We start from the raw sequence: 20,096 nt of genomic DNA, 5'->3' as shown, positions 1-20,096 counted from the left end.
TTGCTTGTTGTTTTCTATAGAATTATTGTATGCTGTTGTATTCTTCATCGGTTACCGGTTCCAGCCAGACCACATTTTCTTCCCCTTTATAACTGGTAATTGCAATATGGGTAAAATGACTGCCGGATGCCGCTCCGTGCCAGTGCTCAACATTTGCCGGGATATTGACTGTATCACCTTTTGCAATAGCAATTGCCGGTTTCCCTTTTTCCTGGTAAAAACCGCTTCCTTCGGTTACCAGTAATACCTGCCCGGCAGGATGCGTGTGCCAGTTGGTTCTGGCAGCCGGTTCAAACTGTACATTGGCAATGGAATAGTTTACATCACCTCCTTTTTGGATTAATATTTTAACCCGGGTGGTACCCGAAAAATAAGCGGCAGAACCTCTTTCTCCTGTTGGAAAAATAGCCTTTTCATTAGTGCTGTTGGCATTCATATTAATATTTTTTGAGAGGTTACAGGATGGTAAAAAGGATACAAAGGCGGCGAAAAGTACAAACCGGATAAATTGTTTTTGCATACATGTTATTTTAGTGATTCTACCTGTTGTCCGCTTCTTTGGGACCCGCAGAAAATTGGTTTGAAACCAATCTCCGTATCGCGTTCCTTTTAACATCGGTACAAAATTCTTACCTATTTGCCAATCTTTTGTTATACCGATTACAGTATTGCATACCAATATTACTGATTGCGGTTTACCACTAAAAAACCTATCCTTAAATGTACTAATTTTGATTTGTTTAAAATGGTAAAGTGATGGACAAAGTTTTAAGATTGGATCATGTAGGCGATTATAATAAGCTTTTAGGACAGGAAACACTGCATCCGTTAGTCAGTGTGATTGATCTGTCTAAATCGGAACCGCGCCCGCATCAAAGGATGAATTTCGGTTTTTATACCATTTACTTAAAAGACATCCATTGCGGCGATATGCGCTACGGCTGTAATTATTATGACTACCAGGAAGGAACGCTGGTTTTTTTAGGTCCCGGACAGGTTATCGGTATTGAAAATAACGGCCAGCATTACCAGCCGCAGGGCTATGCGCTGACGTTTCATCCGGATCTGATTCACGGCACTTCACTGGGCCGCAATATCAACGATTATACCTTTTTTTCGTATGAAGTATTTGAAGCGCTTCATTTATCGGAAACGGAGCGAAAAGTGATTGTGGACTGCCTATCTAAAATCCAGTTTGAACTGGAACATGCCATTGACAAACACAGCAAAAAACTGATCGTCAGCAATATTGAACTGTTCCTGAATTACTGTGTTCGTTTTTATGACCGCCAATTCGTAACCCGTGACCATGTTCATAAAGGATTACTGGAACGTTTTGAAAATCTGCTTCACGATTATTTCCAATCCGATAAACCGCAGCGACTGGGTTTACCGTCTGTAGCCTATTGTGCGGCACAACTGCATCTATCTGCCAATTATTTTGGTGACCTGATCAAAAAGGAAACCGGTAAATCGGCTCAGGAGTATATTCAGCTAAAACTGATGGATCTGGCAAAAGAAAAGATCTTTGATACCAACAAATCTGTAAGTGAGATCGCCTATGAACTGGGGTTTAAATATCCGCAGCATTTTAGCCGGTTGTTTAAAAAACGTATGGGGTATTCGCCTAATGAATACCGGGTGATGAATAACTAACGGATTACCAATAGAAAAAATGCAATTATTTTAAACATGGCCTTCCCGATTTTTCAGCTCACTTAATTCTATTTTTTTATACAGCTGTAAATTTCAATTAAGCAATAAGAATCTTATTCGTAACCTTTTTTATATACAAGAGCTACTTATTGATTCCTTTTATTTTTCATCTTTATATAAATTACAATAACCTGAGAAATAATTATCAATACAGGCATAACATATAAGTTCATATAAAGCATATATACTATACACAACAGTATCATAATTAAGGGTATAATTAACCAAGTATGTTTCATCACATCAACAATTGATTTACGAAATTGTTCATTATTTTATACTGAAACAAATATTTAGCTACGCAAATCTACTCATGGTAAAAAAATCACTTTGATGCATCAGAAATAATGAAACCGGCTATCAAAATACCTTTCAAGTATCCGGAAATCTTTTCTTAAATGCCCACATTTGATAATCAACATTGGGTAAACCAATTGTTGTTCTTATGGAATCGAGTTTTTTAGGATATGCTAACCCCGGTTGTATAATTGTTCCGTAAATTGATTTTTTCTTTTCTAAATAAGTTCTATCCACTATTATAGCATACTCTTCCGGTGCTAATTTTCCATTAACCATATTGTCATACAACATTTTTAAGTATTTCTTCTTAAAACTGTCTTTTTGATGCATAAATATTATCATAAAATTAACCGGTAATTCTTCAAAGCTTCCCGTACTTCCTATTACCTGATAATCAGGATATCCATATTTAGCAATTATCTCTTCTATTTCTTTTTTATGCTTTTTCTGGTAAAACCTCATTTTTACATAATCCAATTCAGGCACTCTGGCCGCTTCATCTTCCTTAAACATTCTTTCTATTCTATTTCGTAAAACCGGGTCAAATTGTTTAAAATATTCTTTCCTTAGATTTCTTTTTTCTTCAATCGTTAACAGATTATATTTTATAAGTACTTTCCCAATACTATCTCTTTTAGGATGCGTAATTCCTATTCCGCCAAATTTAGAATACCCTTTTCTTATTTTTATTTCAATATTATCGATATTGCCCGTTAATACCGAGCATGCTATATAAGTAGAATATTCATTGATATTTTCAGTCTCATGCGGCTCGTACTTTTGAAACAAACTATCTAAAATATTATAGCTTTTCTGGAAATTATTAGTCAGAAACAAACTGTCTGCCTTATATACCTGTGAATAATAAGGAATGTAATTTACATCCGAAGCATTGTTCGTTTTGTTTATTGAGGTTTTACAGGATAACAGCGTTACAATAAAACCAACTATAAATAATTTTTTATTTTTTAAAGAGAAAAACATACTATTACCATTTAGAATATTTTATTGTTACATTTTAATATTTTAAGGAAAATTACACCCAACATAGTTAAATGGGACAATTCGCTCTATTTTTTTCATTATTATCAATACGTAAATAACAAAAATGCGTGTTATGTAATACTGAAACAAATATTTAACTACGCAAATCTACTCATGGTAAAAAAAACGTACTATTAAAGCGTAAAAAAGCCTGACTTTAAATAGTCAGGCTTTTTTACCGGTATAAATTTTACCTAAATAATCCTTATTTTAACTACGCATCAGAATTATATATTTAATTTTAATTCATAACCTTATCCTATTACAAACACCCCTTTAAACCTTGAAAAAACTATTCCCGATTTTATTCTTGATACTTCTGACGGGTTGTTTACAGACAACCATTCTTAAAAACGGCTATTCACAAGCTCCGGTTAATCCTAAAGTATTTCAGAATAAAGCCAGTTTTGACAAATCGATACTGGCGCAAATTGACACCACCGTAATCTATGAAGAGTTCCTTCCGGTTTATTACAATGGCAGTGTACAACAACAAAATATCTTAGCGCGAAACAATCATAACAACCGCAATACAATTTATGGCGTTTACCGGTTTTACGGAAACGGCAATTACAACCTGTTTCATTTGGACAGAAACGATACGATACTGACCCAAAACATGTTCGATCCTGCTTATACCGGGTGGAGAGGAGTCCTTTATCTAAAAAAAGGCAAAATTACCGGAGATTTGATTACCCAAACCGGACAGCTTGGCTGGCAAATTGGAAAACAGACACAGGAATTCACTGCTCATGGTGATACACTTTATGTTACCGCAAAAAACCGCTACCGATATGTCTATATCAAAAGATCCATAAACCCGGAGCTTTTAAAACAGCATTCCAATTGGTAAACGGCTAATTTCCCCGAAAGAGGTTTATGAAAAAAACGGTAACGGCCTTTCTCGATATACTGATCCGGCTGAACAAGGCATAAAATCAGCTACATACCCTTCCGGCCGGAAAAAGGTTTGCCAAAGACCGCTGCAATACCCCTGAACTTTTGTAACTTGACACTGAAATTACAACCCTTTATTTTAATCAAATGACGACGCTGCACCATTTAAACTGTTTAAAGATTGTTTCACCGGTTAACGATAATGTTATCGGACACTGTTTATTACTTGAAAATAATGCGGAACTGTATCTTGTTGATACCGGAATCGGGTTATTGGATACCCAAAAGCCGGACGAACGAATCGGACAGCCGTTGATTGATATTGTGGGTTTTCAGTTTAACGAAGCGCGTACGGCCATAAAACAGATCGAACAGCTCGGGCTCGATCCGGACAAGGTTACCCATTGCGTGATTACGCATCTGGATCCGGATCATATCGGCGGACTTGCCGATTTCCCGAATGCGGTCGTACATGTAGGAGTAGAAGAATATCAAAATTTTAAAAGCGGAAATCCGAGATATTTACCGCAGCAGCTGGATCATAACCCAACCATTGTAACCTATGCCGGAAGCACAGCAACATGGTTTGGATTTGAAGCCCGTAAAGTAAACCTGAATTCCGATACGGAGCTATACCTTATCCCGCTTTTCGGACATACCCTCGGGCATTGTGGTGTGGCGCTACAACACGAATCCGGATGGTTATTCTATATCGGGGATGCTTATTATATGAAAGTGGAACTGACCGATGCAGAACATCCGGTAAATGAGTTAGCCAGAATGAGAGCTGATAATGATGCCCTGCGAATCGAAACACTAAACCGCATTCGTGCCTTTGTTGCGGAACATCCGGAAATAACCGTTTTTGGCTATCATGATATCGCCGAATTCCAACCGGCCGGAATAGTACTATAACGGAAACTTTATCCCTTTGCCATTATGAAACATGCAAAGCCTGTACATCCTGATTTCCTGTATTTTCTGGAGTTAAAAGAAACAAACATACAGGAATTGTTTCACGATCTGAGAGCCTGTATACTGGAATTATATCCCGAAAGCAATGAATTGCTGTATCATACGCATGCGCTCACTACTGTATTTTCCGTTTCCGACACGCTTTCGGATGCTTTCTGCATGCTGCCCATCTATACCAGTCACCTGAATTTGGGTTTTAATAAAGGAACACTGCTACCCGATCCGGACAAATTATTAACCGGTACGGGGAAACTGATCCGGCATATTCCGGTGAGTACTGCCGAAGATTACCGAAACGAAAAGGTTAAGGCATTGCTGCTGTCGGCTATTGAACTGGCCATTCAGGACAGGACCAAACCGGCTTCCGTTACCGGTTCTTCCATTTCCAGAATCAGCAGAAAATAATACCGATGCTTATAAAGTAAGCTGGTAAACACGGGATTCTTCTTCCCAGGGATGATATCCCTGACCGATATAGCGAAAACCCATTTTTTCATAATACCCCACATGGTCGGTACTAAGGTTTAAGTATTTAAAACCAAATTTACGGGTGTCTTCTTTTGCTTTTTCAACCAGTAAGGCTCCATAGTTATTGCCGCGGTGTGCCGCTTCAATAAAAATAGCACAAACCCACGGGTACAGCTCTCCCCTGCTGATAAAATCATTGGTGATCAGTCCGGCACAGCCGATAATCACCGCATCCTTTTCCAGTAAATACCATTGCGGCAAATCCTGTTCGGCATGGATACAATGCGTGATGCAGTCTTCATATATAACAGGCGATACTTCCTGCCATGCCTGCTGTAAATAGTGTATTGCTTTATCTTTATATTCGGGATTTTCCCGGACGGATATTATTTTCATCTGTTTTTAATTGTTATGATGCTTAATGCTGATTTCTTATAAATATACAAAACCTGATCCGGACATACCCAGTAAGGAGCATTAACTGGATATGCCGGAAAAGGAATTTTGTGTTTCAGAGCCTAATTAACACCACCTCCAAGGGCTCTGTACAAATCGCCGGATGCATTTAGCTTTTCCAGTTTGAGGTTAATGACTTCCAGATCGTTTTGAAGGGCGTTATTCTGGGCTGTAATAACTTCCAGATAAGTTGCCATACCGCTTTTATAAAGCAGCATCGCTCCTTTTGTCGCTTTCTCCAAAGAAGCCGTTTTCTGATCTATCAGCTGTAGGCGCTCTTTGGCATATTTTATTTTTGACAAGGCGTCAGATACTTCCCCAACGGCAACCAGAAACGATTGTTTAAACTGTATCGCCGCTTTTTCCTGTTCCAGCTGAGCCACCTGATAGGCAGTGCGCAGCGTTCGTTTTTGGAAAATTGGCTGCACCAGATTGGCCGCTATATTTTTGGTAACCGAACCCGGAAAATCAAACCAGCTGTCAAATTCAAACGAATTGACACCTATTTGCGGGGTAATGCTCAGCCTCGGATACATGGCCGCTTTTGCCAGTCCGGTTTTTGCCGTAGCAGACATTACCGCAAATTCTGCTGCTTTTACATCCGGTCTCCGGCTTAAAAGTGCCGCCGGAACACCTGCGTCAAAAACATCATGCAGCGCATTCACATCCAGGCTGCCCGAACGCTGTATACTGTCCGGATAGTCGCCACACAAAATACGCAGGGCATTTTCCTGCACCGCTATATTTGTTTTCGCCAGCGGTACCAGCAATTCAGCTGTTTTTTTCTGTGCTTCGGTCTGATCGACTGCCAGCGAATTGATATTCCCGGATTTGTACTGCAATTGCATCATTGCTAAAGTATTGTCCGATAGTTCAATATTTTTCTCAGCAATTTTGAGCTGCTCGTCCAGTCCCAAAAGATTGTAATATGCCTGTGCCACCTGGACAATGATCCTGGTTTTTAATGCCGAAAGGTTTTCTTTCTGGGCAAAATAACCGGCTCTGGCATCTCTTTTCTGCAAAGCAGCCTTGCCCCAGATATCGGCTTCCCACGAAAGACTCAGGTTTGCACTATAATCATCCAGATAGTTTTTCCCGGTAAACTGCTCGCTTAACGAACCGTTTAAAGAGTTTCTGGACTGATAGGTCCGGTTTGCCCCGGTTGAAAATTCCAATGTGGGCATCAGTGAATGCTTCGCCTGTTTATAGGCCAGGTCCAGCTGTTCCATACTTTTAACAGCCGTAAGCACTTCGTTGTTTTTGGCCAGTGCCTTTTCGATAAGTTCTGCCAGCAAAGGATCTTTATAAAAGCTTTTCCACGGCAGTAAAAGGGTATCTCCCGTTACCGCAAGCTGTTCCCGGTATTGTTCCGGAGTGTTTAAATCCGTACGGGCATATTTTTTACCCACCACACAGGACGATGCAATCATGGCGGTACATAAGGCAATCGCTATATTGTTTACTATTTTCATTAGTTTCTGTTTATAGTCTGATTCATTTTGTTGTTACCGGAAATCTTTTCCTGTAAATACTGGAAGAATATAAAGAGCAACGGTATGACAAAAACACCTAATACCACTCCGCTTAACATTCCTATCGCAGCACTTATACTGATGGATTTATTTCCTACTGCAGTACCTCCTGTGGCAAACATCAGCGGTATCATTCCCACAATAAAAGCCAGTGAGGTCATGATAATCGGGCGCAGCCTGGATCTCGCCCCTTCAATTGCGGCTTCAATAATCGATAATCCCGATTTTCGCCTTTGCAATGCAAATTCCACAATCAGGATGGCATTTTTGGCCAACAGTCCTACCAGCATAATCAATCCTACCTGTACATAAATGTTGTTATCCAGTCCTACCGTTTTAATTCCGGCAAAAGCCCCCAATATTCCCGTTGGTATGGACAGTAATACCGCCAATGGCAGTAAATAGCTTTCATACTGTGCAGCCAGCAGGAAGAATACAAATAGCAGACACAATCCGAAGATCGCTACCGTCTGGTTACCTGCCGATTTTTCTTCTAAACTCAATCCGGTCCATTCATAAGTATAATCAGACGGAAGCGTGTCCAGTACTTTTTCCAGGTTGCCCATAATTTCTCCGTTACTGTATCCCGGTAAGGCTACAGCTGTAATACTAACGGAGTTGTACAGGTTATAGCGGTTCACCGATTCCGGTCCGTACACCTTTTTCAGGGTAACCAGGGCTTTAACCGGTACCATTTCCATTTTGGCATTGCGTACGAATATTTCATTAAAAGCGGCTTCATCGGTTCGGAAGATACCGTCTGCCTTAACATTCACACGGTAGAATTTCCCGAAACGGGTAAAGTCAGCCGACTGATCTCCTGCAAAATAGGTCTGAATATTGTTTAACAGATCCCGGACGCTTACGCCCATCTGCTTCGCTTTGTCTTCATCAACTTCCAGTTCCAGCTGCGGATAATCGGCACGGAAAGTGGTATAGGCAAATTGCACACCCGGTTGCTGCATGATCTGTCCGATTACTTTATCGGCCATCGCTTTCAGTACCGCCGGATCACGTGCCGTCCGGTCCTGTAACACGATTTCGGCACCACTGGTCACCCCGAATCCTTCTACCGGAGGCATACGCAGTACCATGATCGAGCCTTCTTTTATTGTGGACAATCTGGCGTTGACATCATTTAAAATGGCTTCAATATCTTTTACTGCTCCCCTGTCTTTTTTCGGTTTCAGTTTTAAGAATCCTAATCCGTAAGCCGGACTCGCACTGTTGCTCAGGATGTTAAATCCGGTAATACTGGTATGGTTGTCAAAGGCTTCCATTCCATCCAGAGTTTTTTCAATTTTCTTAACCACTTCGGTTGTACGGTCCAGGGCAGTTCCCGGCGGCATCGACAAGCTGTAGATCATAAATCCGTCGTCTTCCAGCGGTACAAAACTCTTTGGCGTACTCATCATCATCAGGAAAGCAACCGCACTCACAATTGTTACCAGACCGGCTGCCAGCCATTTTCTGTTAATCAGGAAACGAACACCTTTAATGTATTTCCCGGTCAGGTTGTTGAAACCGGTATTGAAACCGGTAAAAAAACGCTGCTTAAAGCTTGTTTCCGGCACCGCATCATGATGGTTTCCGCTATGCTTATTCTTTAACAATAAGGCACATAAAGCCGGCGTTAGCGTTAATGCATTTACTGCCGAAATGATAATGGCAATGGCTAAAGTATAGGCAAACTGCTTATAGAAAATCCCCGATGATCCGGTCATAAAACCAATAGGAATAAATACCGCAGCCATAACCAGTGTAATCGAGATTACCGCCCCGGTAATTTCCGACATGGCCGTATGGGTAGCCTCTTTAGCCGTAAGGCCGGCATCTTCTTCCATCTTACTGTGTACGGCTTCAACCACCACAATGGCATCATCCACCACAATACCGATGGCCAGTACCAATGCAAACAACGTCAGGATGTTGATCGTGAAACCGAATACCAGCAGGAAGAAAAATGTTCCTACAATCGCTACCGGAACAGCTATCGCCGGAATAATCGTAGAACGCAGATCCTGAAGGAAGATAAACACAACTATAAACACGAGCAGGAAAGCTTCGATCAAGGTCGATTTTACCTGTCCGGTGGCTTCATCCAACCGCTCTTTGGTACTCATTACACTTACGTATTTCACACCCGGCGGAAAGGATTTCGACAGTCTTTCGATTTCCCGGTTAACGCCTATTTCAATATCATTGGCATTCGAGCCAGAGGTTTGCAGGATCGCTACCGTAACGGCATTTTTACCGTTCGACATATTATCACCGCTATAGGAAATGGATCCGAATTCTACCCGCGCCACATCTTTAAGGCGCAGTATGTTCTGTCCGTCATTTTTAACAACAATATCTTCATATTGTTCCGGCTTGTTCTTTTTCCCTTTGTAACGGATAATGTATTCCAAAGCCGATTTTGATTCTTCTCCCAGTTTACCCGGAGCCGATTCCAGACTCTGGTCGGCTATTGCCTGCGTTACATCGGAAGGGATCAGTCCGGCATTTGCCATTTTACGCGGATCCAGCCAAACACGCATCGAATAGTCCTTAGCCCCGAAAATCTGTGCCTGTCCTACGCCCGGTACCCGTTTTATCTGTGGTACCAGATTGATATTCGCATAGTTTTGCAGGAACAATTCGTCGTATTTGCTGTTGTCGTCCGTATACAGGTTAAAGATAACGATCATACTGTTCTGCTGCTTGGAAGTGGTTAATCCCATACGGATTACCTCCTGCGGCAGTTTTGGTGTTGCCTGCTGTACCCTGTTTTGTACGTTTACAGCTGCCTGATCCGGGTCGACACCCTGTTTGAATACCACGTTGATGGAAAACGAACCGTCGTTACTGGCAGTTGATTTAATGTACTGCATGTTTTCCACCCCGTTGATCTGTTCTTCCAACGGTGTTACTACCGAACGGATAACGGTTTCGCTATTCCCTCCGGGATAGGAACCGCTCACCATTACTGTAGGCGGCGAAATATCGGGAAAGCGGGTTACCGACAATCTTGTAAGGCCAATGATTCCAAGTATTACCAATACAATGGAAATTACGGTAGCCAGTACCGGCCTGTCTATTATGTTTTTTAACATGGAAATGTTATTTATATTAAATCAATGGGTTTGTTTATTTTTTAGCCGCTAAAGCTGCTACTTTGGGTACTACAACCATTTCGTGGTTCAGGAGGTCAATGTTGTTCAGTGCGATCTTATCGCCCTGTTTTATGCCTTTGCTCACAAAGTAGTTATTGCCTGCACTTCCGGCTATTTCTATAGGGGTCATCGCAACTTTATCGTTTGCGGTCAGCGTAAATACAAAAAACTTGTCCTGTATGTCTTTTACACTTGCCATCGGAACGGTCAGTACAGCAGAAAGGCTGTTATTGAGCACCACTCTTGCCGAACCGCCGGCACGCAGGTATTTTTCCGGATTCGGGAAAATTGCTTTCAGAGCAATACTTCCGGTAGTACGGTCAATATTTCCGCTTGCCGTTTCCAGTTTCCCTTTGTGTTCATAGGTACTTCCGTCGGCTAAAATAAGGCTTACCGGTGTTTTGGACATACCTTCTCTCAATACTGCCAAATAGTCGGCTTCACTCATTGAGAAGTATACAAAAACGTTGTTTATTTCGGATAAAGTGGTTAACGGTGCAGCATCATTAGGCGTAACCAGGTTCCCGATACGGTTCGGAATACGGCTGATGTAACCGCTTACCGGTGCTTTTATCAGTGAGAAATCGGCGTTAAGCTTAGAAGAACCCAAGGCTGCTTTTGCCTGAGCTACCTGGGCTACCGCAGCTTCATAATTTGCCTGAGCGGTTTGCAGCTGAATTTCTGAAACTACTTTTCCGGCTACCAGCGGCTTTATTTTTTCAATTTCCAGTCTGGCGTTGGAAAGGTTTGCCAAAGCCGCTTTATAGGCAGCCTGACTATTGTTTACCTGTTCGGCAAAAACATCTCCCTTAATTTTAAACAGGGATTGTCCCTGCTGTACATACTCTCCTTCTTTAACATAAATCGCTTCAAGATAGCCGGACACCTGTGCTTTGATATCAACATTAACGCTTCCTTCAATGCTGCCGGGGTATTTTTTCTCGACTTCACCGGTTGTGGACTGGGCTATAAAAAAATCGACTTCCGGCTTGGGCATTTGCGGTGCCTCTCCGTTGCCTCCTTGTCCGCATGAGGTGAGGCTTATCATAATCATTACCACGAAAACCTTTATCAAGGTCCTGTTGTTTTGGAAAATTGGCTTTGTCATTTTATCGAATACTATAATTTTAGACGACAAAATAACAACGGGAAGACCCTGTAAAATATAAGAAATTAACCGAAACGTCGTTTTTTACTGCTGAAACGAAGAATAGCCGTTCTGAGTAAAAACGGGGGTTCACGACCGGTAATTACCGTCATTGTTCCGGTAAGGCAGCCGTTTAATAATCCATCCAGGATTTTAAGATCCCCGCTTTTTCACGGCTGATGATGATCTCGGTATCGCTGCTTTTTTTGAGTACGATTTTCAGTTTGGAGTTAAAGTGGTTGTACACATGCTGTATCGAATCGATGTGTATGATAAACTGGCGGTTTGCCCGGAAAAAGGTTTTCGGATCCAGCTGGTGTTCCAGTTCTTCCATGGTTTGCGGTACGACTTCTTCCGTACCGTTAAGCAGGCGCGCACGGGTGACTTTCAGCTCGGAATAAAAGTATTCCACATCACTGATCATTAAGGTTTTAAAGCCGTCGCGGTACGGGAGTAAAAACCGGGTACGGTAGTCTTTATGGGTTACAAAATTCAGCAGACTGTCCAGTCTGTTCTGAAGGTTGCTATGGGGCTGGTTTTCATGCTTTTCAAAAGCGGTTTCCAATTCTTCTTTTTCAACCGGTTTGAGCAGGTAATCGATGCTGTTGAATTTAAAAGCTCTCACGGCATATTCGTCATAAGCTGTGGTAAAAATTATCGGACACAGCAGTTTTATACCGGAGAAGATCTCAAAACTAAGTCCGTCGCTCAGGCGCACGTCCATCATAACCAGATCCGGGCTGCTGTTGTTTGAAAACCAGGCCACACTTTCGGCTATACTTTCCAGTACGCACAGCACTACCGCCTCCGGACGAATTTCTTTGATTAGTCGTTGCAGGCGATCCGCATTCGGTTTTTCATCTTCTATAATTACTATCTTCATCTTCATAGCCTATTAATGGGATTATCACTTTAAACGTATGGCTGTCCTTGATTATTTCGGGAGTTCTGTCTGTGAGCAGTTTGTACCGGCCCATGATGTTGCTCAGTCCTAATCCGGAGGACAATACAGCACTTTGTATCGGGATGCGTTCATTTTCAACCACTAAGGTGTCGGTTCCGCTGTTGTAGATCTTAATTTTCAGAGGATCGCTTTTGATCGTTTTGTTGTGCTTTAAGGCATTTTCAATGAGGAATTGCAGCGTTAACGGCGGTAAATATAAGTTTTGTGCCGTTTCGTCAATAGCAATCTCAAAGGACACACCACTTCCTACCCTGTTCTGAATCAGGAAAATATAGGATCGCAAGAATTTTAATTCGTCGGCCAGTTTTATGATGTCCTTTTTGGAGTTTACCAAAAGATAGCGGTAAACTTTGGAAAAGTTTTCGGAGTAATCATACCCCAGTTTCTGATCTACCAATATGAGTTCCGACAGTACACTCAGGTTGTTGAATACAAAGTGGGGATCGATCTGCAGTTTTAAGGCAAGCAGTTCGGCTTCGGCTGCAGCCCTTTTGTTTTCGGCTGCTTTCAAACGATGTTCCGCCGCATCAAGTGCCGTTTTCTTCCAGCTTTCAATAAAATAGTTACTGGTATTGATTGCGCTGATAATCAAAGCAATAATAATACTGGCACTCACCCAATTCCACAGTCCTTTAAAATCGCATAAGGGATCGTTCTCACAGTCCATATCATACACATAAAAGCTCACAATTACCTGAAAGGCAATGATCAGTACGATACACAAAATCTGTAAACCGGTCTGTATAACCGCCCGCTGCAGTGTTTTTTCGGTCCAGGGCAGCGATTCGTTCAGTTTGCTGTTAATGATAATGCTGATCCTTGAAATAATCAGGCAGAACAGCAATGATACGGTCACATCGATGATCTGATCGAGCAGCGGTTGTGTAAAAAAGAATTTCCAGTAGTAAGCATCGGGATGCAGAAAAAAGGATACCACATAATACATGATTAAGGAGAGCAGTGCAAAAACTACTTTCCTCCACCGGCTAATGAGGTATATATTTATTTTTTCAATCATGTACAGATGGTATAGTGACCTGCAAAAATATTCAAGATCGGATTTTATATGTGCTGTTTGCTGCCGTTTTTAGGGCTTAGTGCCAATATAGTTTTTTAAAATGAAATTACCATTCCTCAGTACCATATTTTACTGTTTTTCTCGCCTATCCGGCTAATAGTTGGGCAATGACAGCAGCGGTATGTTTAATCCGGAAGCCATGATTCCGGTTTTGCTGCGGTGGATCAGCGAGTCCCAGAAACCATATTTTTGAGGTATCATGACCAGTATATCGGCATCAAAATTCCGGATCTCTTTTTCAATCTCGGCTATAACCGCATTGGAACGAACGCTTTTATAAAGGTATCTGACATCCTGAAATTCGCTTTCGGCTATATTTTTTGCCAGTGCCGGTGCGTCGGATGCTTTTAAACTGTCTATTTTTTCGGTGACATTAAAGACTTCTATTTCGCCGTCTATCAGTTTTGTGGCTTCCCACAGCCAGGAGAGTTTTTTTAGGGGAACTTCCTTAAAGGTATCGCAGGCAAAGAGTATTTTCCGGGCGGCTTCAAAGTGTGCTTTCAGCGGTACTGCCAGTATCGGAATATTGATATTTTTGATTGCCGAAGTGGTAGAATTTCCAATCAGTGTCTGTTCGAGTGAACGTTCCGCCATGCCCATAACCAGCAACTGTGCGTTGGTTTCTTTCAGCAGCAATACCAGTTGTTCTTCCAGAAAGGAATAGCTGCAAAAAACGGTTGTTTCAATTCCAAACTGCTGTGCCAGTGTTTCCGCCTGTCGTTTCAGTTTGTTTGTTGTATTGTCGATCTGCTTTTGAATCCCGTCGGAAGTGATATGGGAATTCGCCGAATGAACCGGCAGCGAAAACGAGTTGAAAAGCAGCAGTTTTGCGCCTACGGTTTTGGCTAAACCGGCGGCATACAGTACGGCATTTTCCGCAATAGCGCTAAAATTGGTTGCCGCAATAATGGTTATGGTGTTGGCATTGTTCATCATAAGTAGATAGAAAGGTTACACTATGGCAAAGTTGTCCTTTTGTTGTGTATGTACTTATGGAAATATGACCCGAAAAGCAATTTTAGCTCCTGAAACGTAGGAAAGCTTTACTGAAGAAAAGAGAATAAAGAATTAGAAATGAAGAATTAGAAATGAAGAATTAGAAATGAAGAATTAGAAATGAAGAATTAGAAATGAAGAATTAGAAATGAAGAATTAGGGATTAGGAATTGGCCTTAGGTTATTGTTTGTTTGCCCTTTGCTTCTTGTCCTTTGCCCTTTGCTTCTTGCCCCTTACTCTTTGCCCCTTACTCTTTGCCTCTTCCTCTTTGCCTCTTCCTCCTCGCCCTCTACTTCTTAAACTTCATTGTTATTAAAAAATAATGCGGAATTTTAAAATGTGTCCCCAGATTTTCAGGCTTGATATCCGATTGCACAACTTCGCAATACGAACCGGAGCCGTCTTTATGGATTGTTGGCGTTATGATAGCAAACACCGGAATTTCCTGCTGGGAATTTATATCTAAAAACAGCTCCTCTTTACTGCCAAAAAAGTCTTTTAAAGCATATTTATCGGAATCATCCTGTAATTTAAAATACGATTTCTTACTTCCGAATTTCATTCCTCTTATATAGGTTTTTAACTTTCCGTCAGCCATTTTAAAGAAAAACTTTAGTGACTCTTTATCCGAATTGATCTTAAAGAAATCGGTTTCAGCACCATCAAAAAGTAATTCTTTATGCACTAATTTTCCTTTTACAAATTCCTGGATATTTATTTCATAATATTTCCCGTTAAGCTGTCCTCCTTCAAAATTCAGTCGTTCAATGTAAATATTTTCAAAATCAATTACATCCTGGATTTCCCGGTTTTCACTTCCATAATTGTTTGTGATTTTTACGGTATTTTGAGCAAAAGCAAAATTTGATATTAGGATTATAAACAGTAAAGTTCTTTTTAGTTTCATAGTATATTTAAACGTTAGGCCATCATCATTATTGAATGATTACAAATCTAATGATTTACCTGAAATTATGGTTAATTCCTGAAGTATGATATATGAGGTTAGAAGTACGATGTTAGATATATGAGGGTTGATATGCGAGATATGATATTAGAAGTTAAATATATGAAGGTTGAAAGTCGTACATCGGACCTCACACTTCTAATATCTAATATCTTACCTTTTGCCTTTTGCCTTTTGCCTCTTGCTTCTTACCCTTTACCTCTTCTTTTAACCACCCCAAAAACCTTATCATCCTGTCAACAAAAATTTCAAACTTTTAAATATTAATTATATTTTTACCCGTTGACACAAAAAAACCATATATCCACAATAAATTAACGCAATCAATACAAAAACAATCATGAAGAAAATTGCATTAACATCCCTGTTAATCTTTATTACCAGTTTATCTTATTCCCAAAAGATAAAATTCAAAAATGACAAGGTACTTGCTGACGACAAGGAACTATTTAAAACCGAAAGAACCGGCGTTTTCGGAGCTAATGGTTTTATTTTTATTCCTTTAAATTCCAATAAGCCATTATTTTCATTGATAGCCAATAATGGTGGTACCCACATGCATCTGGATGATGATTATACTCAGATAAAATTCCTGACCATTGGACAAAAAGCCGAAATCAGAGGTGGTAATTTAAAAGAAGCTATTAAGCTTTTACTTAAAAACGAAATCATTAAAGATGACGGTACACTAGACGAAGCAAAAATTGATCTTTTTATTAAAAATTATGACGAAAATATCTCTGAAAGAACAGTTATCACCCGATAGTTTCTTTCTATAATCAAGATTTTTCATAAAACGGAAGTGCCGGTAAGGTGCTTCCTTTTTTTATGAAATAAGGCAAAGGGCAAAAGGCAAAGGGCAAGAAGCAATAGGCAATGGGCAATGGGCAAAGGATAAAGGGCAAGAAGTAATAGAAGTATGAAGTACGATATTAGATTTTCAGTCCTCATCATCAACCCTCATATATCAAACCTCTCAAATCTGTACCCTTAAAAAAATACATTTTTGTATCTGTATAGTTCTGTAAAGGCGCTCTAATTTTGTCTTCTAAAGATGACAATTATGAACGTCGCAGCACAAGAACCAAAACCCATACAATTCCGGGAAGTGTATCTATCCGATTTGAATGCCATTGTACAATTATACCGTAAAAACCAATCGCTTAAAAAAGTCGGATCGGCGGTGAAGAACAAACTGGCTGCCGATTTCGGACTTCCGATTGGTGTAGCCGAACAGGACAAAAAGATTGTAGCCTATTCTGTTGTAAAACTGACCTCATCCGGTGAAGCGGTAATTACCGTTCAGGCAGATACCGATTTTGAAACTGCCGGCATTAACGAGCAGCTGAATTCTTTTTCAGCACACCTTCAGGCAAACAAAAGTTTACAAAACAATACTGTTGTTTCAGACAAGGCAGTTCAGCATGAAATAGACCGGTTTATCAACTGGCTGAACCAATGTTATCTGAATTAAACGGCATTTTTATTTCCGTTTATCGTACCTTTAAAGTTCTACTAAAAAATCAGCATGCCGAAAGAAGCCTTATATCAAAAAATTGCCCATACTGTTGAAGCCCAGATTGCTTCCGAAACATTAAAAATTGGCGATAAACTGCCTTCTATCCGCACGGTACAAAAAATTTACAATGTCAGTCTAAACACTGTAAAGCAGGCTTTTCTGGAACTGGAAAGCAAATCACTGATAGAATCCCGGCCAAAATCGGGTTATTATGTGAGCAATACCTTTAACCGGAAATTTTCCATTCCGGAAACCAGTAAACCCAGGCTGTTTGAAAAAGAGGATCATCCGGAAGATTTAATCAGCAAGGTTTTTAATACCCTGCATCACAAAGAAATTACCCAGTTTTCACTGGGTGTACCGGACAACAGTATGCTGCCCATTGCCAAGCTGAATAAAAGTGTCCTGAAAGCGATGCGAAGTCTGGACGACAGCGGAACCGGATATGATATTATTCCCGGCAATACAAACCTCCGGCGCAATATTTCGAAATGGTCTTTTGTGTGGGGCGGTTCGCTAACGGAAAACGATATTATAACCACTTCCGGCACGCTGAATGCCATTTACTTATGCCTGATGGCGGTTACCAAACCGGGAGATACGATTGCACTGGAAAGCCCGATCTATTTTGGCATACTGCAAATGATACAATCCCTCGGACTAAAAGTCATTGAGCTGCCTACCAATCCGGTAACCGGCATTGATGTGGATGCACTTAAAAAAGTGTTACCCAAAATACAGGCCTGCTGCCTGGTAAGCAATTTCAATAACCCGCTGGGCAGCTGTATGCCGGACGAGAACAAAAAAGCCGTAGTCAAAATGCTTACCGAATACAATATTCCGCTAATTGAGGATGATTTATACGGAGATTTGTTTTTTGGCACCAGCCGCCCTGCTCCCTGCAAACTGTATGACGAAGCGGGTATCGTTATGTGGTGCGGTTCTTTTTCGAAAACCCTGGCACCCGGCTACCGGGTTGGCTGGGTAGCCCCCGGAAAGTTTAAAGAAAAAGTGATGCGGAAAAAACTGTTGCAAACCATATCCACACCGCCTTTATTTCAGGAGGTTGTAGCCGATTTTATGGAACATGGCCGGTATGACCTTCACCTTCGCAACCTGAGGAATACGCTGCACACCAATTGCCTGCAATACCAGCGGGCTATTGAAACCTATTTCCCGGATAATACCAAAGCCGCACAGCCACAGGGTGGTTTTGTATTGTGGCTGGAACTGGACAAACGTATCGATACCGCTCTGCTGTATGAACAGGCAATGCAGCAGAATATCAGCTTTGCACCCGGCAGAATGTTTACGCAGCACAACCAGTTTAATAACTGTATGCGGCTGAATTTTGCCTTAAAATGGGATGAAAAACTGGAATATGATTTGAAACGCCTCGGGAATATCGTGAAGAAAGCATTGTAACCCGCTGTCCGGAAACAAACAACCCGTTCTTACCTTCCTTACGTATTTCGCTGTTTGTATTTTTATGGAATTCTGTAATAATACCGGATGCTTTGTCCTTTAAAAAGTTTAATTTTAGGACTTTTATTTTTGACAAACAGCAGAAAATAGCACTCTCATTTTAAGTATCTTACTAAAACAGCAGTTTTTATTTTCTGATAAAATACTTTGACCGGCAATGAGAATTCTCCATACAGCAGACTGGCATATTGGTCAGCTATTCCACGAATACGACCGCACAGACGAGCATCAGCAGTTCCTGAACTGGCTGATACAGACTTTACAACAGGAACAAATTGATGTTTTACTGGTGAGCGGCGACGTCTTCGATCTTTCCAATCCTGCTGCAGTATCGGTAAAAATGTTTTATACGTTTTTAAATCAGGCGACCAAAGCCTGTCCGGAATTACAGATTATCATTACAGCCGGCAATCATGATTCGGCATCGCGTTTAGAATCCCCGAAACCGCTGTTGGAGTCATCCAATATTCATATTATCGGACTGGTTGAAAAAAATCCGGATGGTACTATCAATTACGAAAAGCTTATTATTCCGATTCACGATACTTCCGGCAAAACAACAGCCTGGTGCCTTGCCATCCCGTTTTTGCGTATGGGCGATTATCCGGCTATTCCGGGCAGTGCCAATCCGTATACCGATGGTGTTACCGCCTTATACGAACAGGCGTATGCCCATGCACTGGAAAAGAAACAGGACGATCAGATCATTATTGCCATGGGCCATCTGCATACACATCATGCTGAAATAACGGAACTGGACAAAACCGAACGCCTGATCATGGGTGGTGTGGAATGTGTTCCGGCAACCGCTTTTCCGGAAGGAATACAGTATGTGGCTTTGGGACATATCCACAAGGCACAGAAAATTGGCGGAAAAGAACACATCCGCTATTCCGGCAGTCCGCTTCCAATGTCTTTTTCAGAACTTAACTACAGACACCAGGTAGTTGTTTTTGAATCAGGTAAAACACAGATCGATAATTTACATATTCTGGAAATTCCGCTGTTTGTACCGTTACAAAGGGTGCCAGCCACACACCAGCCTTTACAGGAAGTCTTAACGCTGTTAAAGCGGTTGCCGGATACTTCGCGTTCCGGCGAACCGGCTCCTTATCTGGAAGTACGTGTACTGCTGGATGGTCCCGAACCGGCATTGCGTCATAAAGTAGAAACAGCCCTGACCGGTAAAAATATACGGCTGGCAAAAATTGATGTACGCTATCCCGCCGCCACAAACAAAGCAACCGAATTTGTTACGCAGGAAAAGTTACAGGAATTACAGCCTGCCGATGTTTTCTCCAAAATATACCAGTCCAAATACAATATTCCGGTTCCCGAAACCATCATGCAGCTTTTCCAGCAGGCGGCACAGGAAGTAACCCAAAAAGAGAATTAA

At 41.2% G+C, this 20,096-nt stretch carries 18 protein-coding genes; 8 read left to right on the top strand and 10 right to left on the bottom strand.

The window, feature by feature from the left end:
• Window positions 1-22: 22 nt before the first annotated feature.
• On the bottom strand, window positions 23-436 hold the full coding sequence (locus tag HW120_RS10450; protein WP_177733878.1) for a (R)-mandelonitrile lyase: 414 nt from the start codon (window positions 434-436) through the stop codon (window positions 23-25).
• A 320-nt stretch (window positions 437-756) separates the two neighbouring features.
• Here HW120_RS10450 and HW120_RS10445 point away from each other — a divergent pair, with 320 nt between their 5' ends.
• A complete protein-coding gene (locus tag HW120_RS10445) occupies window positions 757-1,656 on the top strand; it encodes a helix-turn-helix domain-containing protein (RefSeq protein WP_177733877.1) in 900 nt (299 codons plus the stop codon).
• Window positions 1,657-2,088: 432 nt separating this feature from the next.
• On the opposite strand, the gene HW120_RS10440 is transcribed toward HW120_RS10445, so the two are convergent.
• The gene (locus HW120_RS10440; RefSeq protein WP_177733876.1) at window positions 2,089-3,000 is read right to left on the bottom strand and encodes a hypothetical protein; all 912 of its coding nucleotides are present in this window, start codon (window positions 2,998-3,000) and stop codon (window positions 2,089-2,091) included.
• Window positions 3,001-3,343: 343 nt separating this feature from the next.
• Between HW120_RS10440 and HW120_RS10435 the strand changes: the two genes are divergently transcribed.
• The 3 genes from HW120_RS10435 (at window position 3,344) to HW120_RS10425 (ending at window position 5,337) form a co-directional block, all read left to right on the top strand.
• Window positions 3,344-3,913: a hypothetical protein gene (locus tag HW120_RS10435; RefSeq protein WP_177733875.1), complete on the top strand. Its 570-nt coding sequence runs from the start codon at window positions 3,344-3,346 to the stop codon at window positions 3,911-3,913.
• Between the two features lie 191 nt (window positions 3,914-4,104).
• Window positions 4,105-4,872 carry an MBL fold metallo-hydrolase gene (locus HW120_RS10430; protein ID WP_177733874.1) on the top strand — a complete coding sequence of 256 codons (768 nt, stop codon included), beginning with the start codon at window positions 4,105-4,107 and terminating at the stop codon, window positions 4,870-4,872.
• Between the two features lie 24 nt (window positions 4,873-4,896).
• The gene (locus HW120_RS10425) at window positions 4,897-5,337 is read left to right on the top strand and encodes a DUF1801 domain-containing protein (protein WP_177733873.1); all 441 of its coding nucleotides are present in this window, start codon (window positions 4,897-4,899) and stop codon (window positions 5,335-5,337) included.
• Between the two features lie 9 nt (window positions 5,338-5,346).
• Here HW120_RS10425 and HW120_RS10420 read toward each other — a convergent pair whose 3' ends face one another.
• The 8 genes from HW120_RS10420 to HW120_RS10385 all read right to left on the bottom strand — a co-directional run bounded on the left by HW120_RS10420 (window position 5,347) and on the right by HW120_RS10385 (window position 15,636).
• The gene (locus tag HW120_RS10420) at window positions 5,347-5,796 is read right to left on the bottom strand and encodes a GNAT family N-acetyltransferase (protein ID WP_177733872.1); all 450 of its coding nucleotides are present in this window, start codon (window positions 5,794-5,796) and stop codon (window positions 5,347-5,349) included.
• 122 nt (window positions 5,797-5,918) lie between these two features.
• Window positions 5,919-7,328, bottom strand: coding sequence for a TolC family protein (locus HW120_RS10415; protein WP_177733870.1), 1,410 nt, complete (start codon window positions 7,326-7,328; stop codon window positions 5,919-5,921).
• Window positions 7,328-10,483 carry an efflux RND transporter permease subunit gene (locus HW120_RS10410; RefSeq protein ID WP_177733868.1) on the bottom strand — a complete coding sequence of 1,052 codons (3,156 nt, stop codon included), beginning with the start codon at window positions 10,481-10,483 and terminating at the stop codon, window positions 7,328-7,330. Before HW120_RS10410 ends, HW120_RS10415 begins: the two co-directional genes overlap by 1 nt.
• Window positions 10,484-10,517: 34 nt before the next feature.
• Entirely contained in the window at window positions 10,518-11,618 is a 1,101-nt protein-coding gene (locus HW120_RS10405) for an efflux RND transporter periplasmic adaptor subunit (RefSeq protein WP_246296976.1), read from the bottom strand.
• A gap of 205 nt (window positions 11,619-11,823) precedes the next feature.
• Entirely contained in the window at window positions 11,824-12,573 is a 750-nt protein-coding gene (locus HW120_RS10400) for a LytR/AlgR family response regulator transcription factor (RefSeq protein ID WP_218618713.1), read from the bottom strand.
• On the bottom strand, window positions 12,548-13,672 hold the full coding sequence (locus tag HW120_RS10395; RefSeq protein ID WP_177733862.1) for a sensor histidine kinase: 1,125 nt from the start codon (window positions 13,670-13,672) through the stop codon (window positions 12,548-12,550). The genes HW120_RS10400 and HW120_RS10395 overlap by 26 nt, the downstream gene beginning before the upstream one ends.
• A gap of 153 nt (window positions 13,673-13,825) precedes the next feature.
• The gene (locus HW120_RS10390) at window positions 13,826-14,668 is read right to left on the bottom strand and encodes a universal stress protein (RefSeq protein ID WP_246296975.1); all 843 of its coding nucleotides are present in this window, start codon (window positions 14,666-14,668) and stop codon (window positions 13,826-13,828) included.
• A 350-nt stretch (window positions 14,669-15,018) separates the two neighbouring features.
• Window positions 15,019-15,636: a hypothetical protein gene (locus tag HW120_RS10385; RefSeq protein WP_177733860.1), complete on the bottom strand. Its 618-nt coding sequence runs from the start codon at window positions 15,634-15,636 to the stop codon at window positions 15,019-15,021.
• Window positions 15,637-16,036: 400 nt separating this feature from the next.
• Between HW120_RS10385 and HW120_RS10380 the strand changes: the two genes are divergently transcribed.
• The 4 genes from HW120_RS10380 (at window position 16,037) to HW120_RS10365 (ending at window position 20,096) form a co-directional block, all read left to right on the top strand.
• On the top strand, window positions 16,037-16,462 hold the full coding sequence (locus HW120_RS10380) for a hypothetical protein (RefSeq protein WP_177733859.1): 426 nt from the start codon (window positions 16,037-16,039) through the stop codon (window positions 16,460-16,462).
• A 297-nt stretch (window positions 16,463-16,759) separates the two neighbouring features.
• Window positions 16,760-17,170, top strand: a complete 411-nt coding sequence (locus HW120_RS10375) for a hypothetical protein (RefSeq protein ID WP_177733857.1) — start codon at window positions 16,760-16,762, stop codon at window positions 17,168-17,170.
• A 54-nt stretch (window positions 17,171-17,224) separates the two neighbouring features.
• Window positions 17,225-18,640 (top strand): aminotransferase-like domain-containing protein, encoded by a 1,416-nt coding sequence (locus tag HW120_RS10370; RefSeq protein ID WP_177733855.1) that lies wholly within the window; start codon window positions 17,225-17,227, stop codon window positions 18,638-18,640.
• 217 nt (window positions 18,641-18,857) lie between these two features.
• Complete coding sequence (locus tag HW120_RS10365; protein WP_177733853.1) at window positions 18,858-20,096, top strand: exonuclease SbcCD subunit D C-terminal domain-containing protein; 1,239 nt, start codon at window positions 18,858-18,860, stop codon at window positions 20,094-20,096.

The organism is Flavobacterium inviolabile (assembly GCF_013389455.1).
Taxonomy (GTDB): domain Bacteria; phylum Bacteroidota; class Bacteroidia; order Flavobacteriales; family Flavobacteriaceae; genus Flavobacterium; species Flavobacterium inviolabile.
The sequence above is the reverse complement of the archived record's forward strand: the minus strand, read 5'-3'. Positions and strand labels throughout refer to the sequence as shown.

Excerpts from the sequence above, each read along its gene's own strand:
- HW120_RS10450 (WP_177733878.1), bottom strand. The coding sequence starts at position 436 with ATGAATGCCAACAGCACTAATGAAAAGGCTATTTTTCCAACAGGAGAA.
- HW120_RS10445 (WP_177733877.1), top strand. The coding sequence starts at position 757 with ATGGACAAAGTTTTAAGATTGGATCATGTAGGCGATTATAATAAGCTT.
- HW120_RS10440 (WP_177733876.1), bottom strand. The coding sequence starts at position 3,000 with ATGTTTTTCTCTTTAAAAAATAAAAAATTATTTATAGTTGGTTTTATT.
- HW120_RS10430 (WP_177733874.1), top strand. The coding sequence starts at position 4,105 with ATGACGACGCTGCACCATTTAAACTGTTTAAAGATTGTTTCACCGGTT.
- HW120_RS10425 (WP_177733873.1), top strand. The coding sequence starts at position 4,897 with ATGAAACATGCAAAGCCTGTACATCCTGATTTCCTGTATTTTCTGGAG.
- HW120_RS10420 (WP_177733872.1), bottom strand. The coding sequence starts at position 5,796 with ATGAAAATAATATCCGTCCGGGAAAATCCCGAATATAAAGATAAAGCA.
- HW120_RS10415 (WP_177733870.1), bottom strand. The coding sequence starts at position 7,328 with ATGAAAATAGTAAACAATATAGCGATTGCCTTATGTACCGCCATGATT.
- HW120_RS10410 (WP_177733868.1), bottom strand. The coding sequence starts at position 10,483 with ATGTTAAAAAACATAATAGACAGGCCGGTACTGGCTACCGTAATTTCC.
- HW120_RS10400 (WP_218618713.1), bottom strand. The coding sequence starts at position 12,573 with ATGAAGATAGTAATTATAGAAGATGAAAAACCGAATGCGGATCGCCTG.
- HW120_RS10395 (WP_177733862.1), bottom strand. The coding sequence starts at position 13,672 with ATGATTGAAAAAATAAATATATACCTCATTAGCCGGTGGAGGAAAGTA.
- HW120_RS10390 (WP_246296975.1), bottom strand. The coding sequence starts at position 14,668 with ATGATGAACAATGCCAACACCATAACCATTATTGCGGCAACCAATTTT.
- HW120_RS10385 (WP_177733860.1), bottom strand. The coding sequence starts at position 15,636 with ATGAAACTAAAAAGAACTTTACTGTTTATAATCCTAATATCAAATTTT.
- HW120_RS10380 (WP_177733859.1), top strand. The coding sequence starts at position 16,037 with ATGAAGAAAATTGCATTAACATCCCTGTTAATCTTTATTACCAGTTTA.
- HW120_RS10375 (WP_177733857.1), top strand. The coding sequence starts at position 16,760 with ATGAACGTCGCAGCACAAGAACCAAAACCCATACAATTCCGGGAAGTG.
- HW120_RS10370 (WP_177733855.1), top strand. The coding sequence starts at position 17,225 with ATGCCGAAAGAAGCCTTATATCAAAAAATTGCCCATACTGTTGAAGCC.
- HW120_RS10365 (WP_177733853.1), top strand. The coding sequence starts at position 18,858 with ATGAGAATTCTCCATACAGCAGACTGGCATATTGGTCAGCTATTCCAC.